The sequence below is a fragment of the Ruminococcus sp. RTP21204st1_B2_RTP21204_210225 genome, assembly GCF_040914135.1.
Taxonomy (GTDB): domain Bacteria; phylum Bacillota; class Clostridia; order Oscillospirales; family Ruminococcaceae; genus Hominimerdicola; species Hominimerdicola aceti.
Genome location: NZ_JBCPGA010000029.1, coordinates 24005 through 30716 on the forward strand (window position 1 = coordinate 24005; position 6712 = coordinate 30716).

At 44.5% G+C, this 6712-nt stretch carries 6 protein-coding genes; all 6 read right to left on the reverse strand.

What is annotated here, in order from left to right; all coding sequences use genetic code 11:
• Window positions 1–14 precede the first annotated feature (14 nt).
• The 6 genes from AB5123_RS10010 to AB5123_RS10035 all read right to left on the reverse strand — a co-directional run bounded on the left by AB5123_RS10010 (window position 15) and on the right by AB5123_RS10035 (window position 6515).
• A complete protein-coding gene (locus tag AB5123_RS10010; RefSeq protein ID WP_337777601.1) occupies window positions 15–794 on the reverse strand; it encodes a sugar phosphate isomerase/epimerase in 780 nt (259 codons plus the stop codon).
• Window positions 795–849: 55 nt separating this feature from the next.
• A complete protein-coding gene (locus AB5123_RS10015; RefSeq protein ID WP_022286600.1) occupies window positions 850–2205 on the reverse strand; it encodes a PFL family protein in 1356 nt (451 codons plus the stop codon).
• 18 nt (window positions 2206–2223) lie between these two features.
• Complete coding sequence (locus AB5123_RS10020; protein WP_022286601.1) at window positions 2224–2493, reverse strand: ACT domain-containing protein; 270 nt, start codon at window positions 2491–2493, stop codon at window positions 2224–2226.
• A gap of 300 nt (window positions 2494–2793) precedes the next feature.
• Window positions 2794–4293, reverse strand: a complete 1500-nt coding sequence (locus AB5123_RS10025) for a sialate O-acetylesterase (RefSeq protein ID WP_267300604.1) — start codon at window positions 4291–4293, stop codon at window positions 2794–2796.
• A gap of 83 nt (window positions 4294–4376) precedes the next feature.
• Entirely contained in the window at window positions 4377–4865 is a 489-nt protein-coding gene (locus tag AB5123_RS10030; RefSeq protein ID WP_337777616.1) for a GNAT family N-acetyltransferase, read from the reverse strand.
• A 33-nt stretch (window positions 4866–4898) separates the two neighbouring features.
• Entirely contained in the window at window positions 4899–6515 is a 1617-nt protein-coding gene (locus AB5123_RS10035; RefSeq protein ID WP_046441376.1) for an ABC-F family ATP-binding cassette domain-containing protein, read from the reverse strand.
• Window positions 6516–6712 lie beyond the last annotated feature (197 nt).

Here is a 6712-nt window from a genome sequence, read left to right on the forward strand (position 1 = left end):
ACAGAAATTTGTACTTATATAGAATTGTAAAGCTTTTCAAGCTGTTTTGCCGCTTCTGCCGCACGTCTTACAAAGCTGTCAGGTGCAGCATTTCGGTACATGGTGGACTTTGACATATAAAGCTCTAATGACAATGGTAGCTGGTGGTCGAGGTTTTTGAGCTTTCTGAGAAAATTCTCAAAGTTCAGGTTGCCGTCAAACGGTATCATGTGTCCGTCGGTGTTGCCGTCGTTATCGTGGATATGCAGGCAGGCAAGCTTGTTTCCAAACTTCGTCAGGCAATCGGTATTCTTTGAGAAGCAATTCTCATGACCTGTGTCATAGCAAAATTTCACGTTATCATGGTTTCCAAACTGGTCAAATAGCACGTCAAGAAACTGCGGGAGCTGGATATTCTCAAAGGCGATATCGACGCCGTTTTCTTCTCCGCACTGTATTATCTTGGCGAAATTCTCTATGCCGAAACGAGATACCTCGGGCGGAACAAGCCCGTCAGTGGGGTGGCATATCATGGTTTTTATGCCGTTTTCACCGCACACTCTGACACATTCAAGTGTTCGTTGGAGGATATATTCGCTCTCTGGGCATATTGTCCAAAGGGCGTTCATGCGATCGAACTGTGAATGGACGTTTTCTATTTCCAGTCCAAAATTTCGTACAATATCATACTGTGTGTATTTTAGTCCGTCAGAAAAGCCAAGCATTACACCGTCAAAGCCGTTCTCTTTTATAAGTCTTATACGCTCCTCAAAGGGTATTTTAAAGGTGAAGTCTGCAAACATACAGCGTTTCAATCTGTTTTCCTCCTTACCAAAAACAGCGGCAGAATTGCTCTGCCGCCGTGAAAATTTAGTTTTTGAGAGAATGGAGTGGTGCAGGGATTTGTCCGCCACGATTGATGAACTTGGAAGGTGACTCTTTTTTGAGCGGCATAACAGGTCCGCAGCCAAAAAGTCCGCCCCAATCAAGTTCTTCGCCAACGCCCTTGCCAATAGCAGGGATAACTCTTACGGCGGTGGTCTTGTTGTTTACCATACCGATAGCAGCTTCGTCTGCGATGATAGCTGAAATAGTATCGGCTGGGGTATCGCCCGGAATACATATCATATCAAGACCAACTGAGCATACAGCAGTCATAGCTTCAAGTTTTTCAATGCAGAGCGCACCGCTCTTTGCGGCATCGATCATGCCTGCGTCCTCAGAAACAGGGATAAATGCGCCTGAAAGTCCGCCTATTCTTGAGCAAGCCATTACGCCGCCCTTTTTAACTGCGTCATTGAGCAGGGCGAGGGCTGCTGTTGTGCCATGTGTACCGCACTTTTCAAGTCCTATTTCCTCGAGGATATGGGCAACAGAGTCGCCTACGGCCGGAGTTGGTGCGAGTGAAAGGTCAACGATACCGAATGGAACGCCAAGACGCTTGGAAGCGATAGTTCCAACGAGCTGACCTACTCTTGTTATCTTATATGAAATCTCCTTGATAACGTCGGATATCTTTGTGATATCAGCGTCAGGATATTTTCTCAAAGCGGCTCTTACAACGCCAGGACCTGATACGCCCACGTTTATCATGCAATCAGGCTCGCCAACGCCGTGGAAAGCACCTGCCATGAACGGGTTATCCTCAACTGCGTTACAGAAAACAACGAGTTTTGCTGCGCCAAAGCAGGCAGAGTCAACTGTTCTTTCTGCACACTCTCTTACAACGCCACCCATCATTTTGCAGGCGTCCAGATTGATACCTGTTTTTGTTGAACCGATATTTACAGAGGAACATACTCTCTCTGTAGTAGCAAGTGCCTCTGGTATAGACTTGATAAGCTCGATATCGCCTGCGGAGAAGCCCTTTGGAACGAGGGCTGTATATCCACCGATAAGGTTTACGCCAACGTCCTTTGCGGCTCTGTCCATAGCGTGTGCAAATGGGACAGGTGAACACTTGCAGGCAGCAGACACGATAGCGATAGGGGTAACGGAAATTCTCTTATTTATGATAGGGATTCCAAGCTCCTTTTCTATCTGTTCGCCCACCTCAACAAGCCTTGCGGCTTTTGCGGTTATCTTCTTATAGACATTCTCGCAGGCAACGTTTATATCGCTGTCGATACAATCAAGCAGAGAAATGCCCATTGTGATAGTACGAATATCAAGACAATCGTCCTGTATCATTCGTATTGTTTCCAACACGTCATATGTATTAATCATTTTACAGAAATCTCCTCTTTAGATATGGTGCATACAGTTAAAAATATCCTCATGCATCGTATGGATCTTTACACCCATTGTCTGACCAAGCTCTGTAAGTCCGTCTGCCATGGTAGCAAAATCGGAGTTAAGCTTTGTGATGTCAACAAGCATTATCATAGCAAAGAGGTCCTGCAAAACTGACTGAGTGACCTCGATAACATTCGCATTATATTCTGCACACTTTGTGCTTACCTTTGCAAGGATACCTACAGCGTCCTTACCTATAACCGTAACAACAGCTCTCATTAATAAGACCAGCCTTTCCAAATTCATTTATATATCTTCTATTATACCACACAGCGGAGATTTTGCCAAGAGTTTTAATTATAAATATTTTATTAACGTTGGGAATGCGTTTTATGGGGCGACGGTCAAGGCAGGTGGTTTGCGGTGAACGAAACGGGCGAACATTGTTCGCCCCTACCCATATTTTTACGAATTACAAAAAAATTCGTAAAAAAAATCAAAAACGTTGAAGTGCAAAAAAAGCGGGGTGTCAGATTTCTGCAAAACAAAAAACGCCCCCATTCAGGGGACGTTCTTGTATTATTTTTCTGTTCTGAATGGAGCAAGTGGTATGCCTGTTTCGTTGAAGATAGTTACCTCGCAATAGTTGAACCAGTTATATCTTGCATACAGAGGTTTTTCAACGGCGTCTGACTTGATGAAAATTTTGCTGCCGTTTATGGTGATATCGGCTTTTACGAACTCTTCGTCCTTGCCTGCTATCTCAAAGCCCTGTGCTTCGCCCTTTACTACAAAGCCGTTTTCGGCATGGTCAAAGCTAAGCTCTATACCGCCGTTTTTATACTCCAGCGACTTATAGATAGGTCCGAATGCTTTTACGTCCATGCCGTAGAAAAGCTTTTCTGCCTGCAAACAAAGTCTTTCGCCAACGGGTACTTTATTCTTTGGGTGGATCTCGTTGAACTCACCGCAATCTGAGATAACAGCTATTCCTGTATTTTTCACTGTCTTATATGCTCTCATCTGTGCTTCTCTTATTTTACACCAATGCTTATAATCAGGGTCGGCGGCATATTTGAACATTGGGAGCTGGACGATTATGAACGGAAGCTCGTCGTCGCCCCACTTCTCTCTCCAAAGCCTGATAAGAGATGTGAGGAGGGTATAATAGCTGTCAGGCTTATGGTCGTCAGACTCGCCCTGATAATAGAGGAAGCCTTTTATTGTATAAGGACAAACTCTTGACACCATGGTCTCAAAAAGTCCTGTTGGACGGAATGGGTTTACGCAGTTTATCGGGCCCGGCCAATTCTTATCGCCAAGGATCTCGTTGGCTTTCTCCCAGCTCATTGTTGGGTCTTTTTGCAGAAGCTCGCCGTATTTTTTATCCCACACACGCTCAAATTTCTGATAATCTCTGTATTCTTTTATCTGCTCCTCGACAGTTTTGCCCTCAATACGTTTTTCATACTCGTCTATGTAGCTTCTTATTTCAGCGTTGTTTTCAAGGGTCGGTCTGTCTACCCATGCGGAGGCTGATGTGCCGCCCCAGTTACAGCCGATAAGTCCTACTGTTACGCCAAGGTCTTTGGCAAGCTTTCTTCCAAAGAAGAAGCCGACTGCACTCCATGCCCTTGAATTATCCTTTGAAGCCTGCGACCATGCGGTATTGTTTTCGTCCTCATAGAACATTTCGTCAAGTGTGCCACGCTTTTGAGTGTAATAAAATCTTACGTTGCAATCAGGGGTGAGGTTTTCGAGGACTTCTTTGCCGCCCTTTGCGTTTTGGAGTTCAAGCTCCATATTTGACTGACCGCCGCAGAACCACACTTCGCCTATCATGATACGGCAGAATTTTTTCTCTGTACAGCCGTCTGAAACTGTCATTTCGTACTCTCCGCCTGCACTCATTGGAGGGAGGACTGCTGTCCACCTGCCGTCGCAGACCTGCGTCTGGACTGACACGCCGTTAAGAGTAACTGTGACAGTTCTTTCCTCGTCTCCAAGTCCCCAGACTGTTATGTTCTTACCACGCTGGAGAACCATATCGTTTGAAAATATATTTGCTACTTTTAACATACTTCTTTCTCCTTTCAATATCTATAAGAATTCAAAAAATATCATCGCCGCAGGCGATACCTTAATTCCTCACTCCTAACTAATCAAAGAGTGTGGTAGAACAGAATGATATCCTCAAAGACGCCCTCTTTGTTTTCAAAGCCCTTCGGTACAGTGCCGAGGCGGACAAAGCCCAATGCCTCGTAAAGCTTTATTGCCTTGACATTTGACGCAACAACGGCATTGAACTGGAGCACCTTAAAGCCTTTCTGCTTTGCTATGAAAAGACAATGCTCGACTATGACCTTGCCTGCTCCTTTTCCACGGCAGGTGCTTTTTACGGCATAGCTTGCGTTTGCGATATGTCCGCATCTGCCAACGTTATTAGGGTGGAGGATATACATTCCTACAGTTTCGCCCTCATACTCTGCAACACCGCAGAATGTTTGTGAAGCAAAGAATTTTTTTGCCCCCTCATAGTCGAGGGTCTCTTTCTGTGGGAAGGCATTGCCCTCTTTTACAACTTCGTTCCATATCTCTGCCATTGCAGGAACGTCATCAATATTGTAACCTCTTACGGTCACGTTTTTCATTTTTGCCATTTTGGATACTTCTCCATAATAAAATTACTCTATAAATGACTTCATGCCACGCTCACGTCGCCAATCAAGGAACTCCTCATATGTTCCCTGTCTGTCGATACAGCCGTCGGGGGTTATCTCGATTATTCTGTTTGCAACTGTCTGAACTATTTCGTGGTCATGAGATGCGAAAATCACAACGCCTTTGAAATCTCTAAGTCCGTTATTTACGGCTGTGATAGACTCAAGGTCGAGGTGGTTGGTAGGTCTGTCAAGCATGATAACGTTTGAGCCGAAGAGCATCATACGGCTGAACATACATCTTACCTTTTCACCGCCTGAGAGAACTTTTACAGGCTTATATATCTCGTCCCCTGAGAAGAGCATTTTGCCAAGGAAACCTCTGAGGTAGGTGTCTGTTACCTCGGAAGTGGAATATTTTCTTATCCAATCGACGATGCTTTCGTCATTATCGTTGAAGTAGGCTGAGTTATCTATTGGGAAATATGAACGTGATGTGGAAACGCCCCACTTAATGCTGCCCTCGTCCGGCTCTTCTTCCTCTGCAAGTATCTTGAAAAGCATTGTGATAGCCTGCTCAGACTCGCCGATGAAAGCGACCTTATCGGTACGGCTGAGGGTAAAGGAAACATTATTGAGGAGCTTTACGCCGTCAACTGTTTTGGATATGCCGTTGACTTTGAGTACGTCTTTGCCAAGCTCTCTATCCATATTAAAGCCTATGAAAGGATATTTTCTTGATGAGGCAGGCATTTCCTCGACTGTGAGCTTATCAAGGAGCTTTCTTCTTGCTGTTGCCTGCTTGGACTTTGATTTGTTTGCTGAGAAGCGGTTAATGAATTCCTGAAGTTCCTTGATCTTCTCCTCGGCTTTCTTGTTCTGGTTCTTTATCATTCTCTGCATGAGCTGTGAGGACTCATACCAGAACTCGTAGTTACCAACATACATTTTTATCTTTGTATAGTCGATATCCACGATATGGGTACAAACATTATTAAGGAAGTGTCTGTCATGAGATACAACGAGGACAGTTCCGAAATAGTCGGCAAGGAAGTCCTCAAGCCAGCTTATAGCGTCGATATCAAGGTGGTTTGTAGGCTCGTCCAGCATGATGATATCAGGATTGCCGAAAAGTGCCTGTGCAAGAAGCACCTTGACTTTTTCGTTACCTGAGAGGGTGGACATCTGTGAATAGAGGATATCCTCGGAAAGACCAAGACCCTGAATGAGCTTTGAAGCGTCAGACTCAGCTTCCCAGCCGTTTAATTCTGCGAACTCGCTTTCAAGCTGACCTGCTCTGTCGCCGTCCTCCTCGGTGAAGTCCTCCTTGGCGTAAAGCTCGTCCTTTTCTTTCATTATCTCATAAAGTCGCTTATTGCCCATTATTACAGTTTCGAGAACTGTATACTCGTCGAATGCAAAGTGATCCTGACGAAGCACTGAAAGTCTGTCCTCTTTTGAGATAACTACCTCGCCTGTGGTAGGCTCTATCTCACCGCAGAGGATCTTCAGAAATGTTGACTTTCCTGCACCGTTTGCACCGATTATGCCATAGCAGTTGCCGTTTGTAAATTTAAGGTCAACGTCCTTGAAAAGAAGCTGACCACCGAATGAAAGGCTTACGTTTGATACTGTTATCATTTTAACTCTCCTATATCTGATAATTATACTTTGACACTTTATTATACCACACAAACACACTTATGTCTACTTTTAATTATTAATTTTTCATCACTGCGCTTTTATGGTGCAAACGATGTTTTTGTAGGTTTGTCAATCATATTGGACACTATTATTAAGAAATTCGATAGGCGAAAACCATTTGAGGGGACGCATAG

Coding starts and splice junctions, on each gene's coding strand:
- AB5123_RS10015 (WP_022286600.1), bottom strand. CDS start 2,205: ATGATTAATACATATGACGTGTTGGAAACAATACGAATGATACAGGAC.
- AB5123_RS10020 (WP_022286601.1), bottom strand. CDS start 2,493: ATGAGAGCTGTTGTTACGGTTATAGGTAAGGACGCTGTAGGTATCCTT.
- AB5123_RS10025 (WP_267300604.1), bottom strand. CDS start 4,293: ATGTTAAAAGTAGCAAATATATTTTCAAACGATATGGTTCTCCAGCGT.
- AB5123_RS10030 (WP_337777616.1), bottom strand. CDS start 4,865: ATGAAAAACGTGACCGTAAGAGGTTACAATATTGATGACGTTCCTGCA.
- AB5123_RS10035 (WP_046441376.1), bottom strand. CDS start 6,515: ATGATAACAGTATCAAACGTAAGCCTTTCATTCGGTGGTCAGCTTCTT.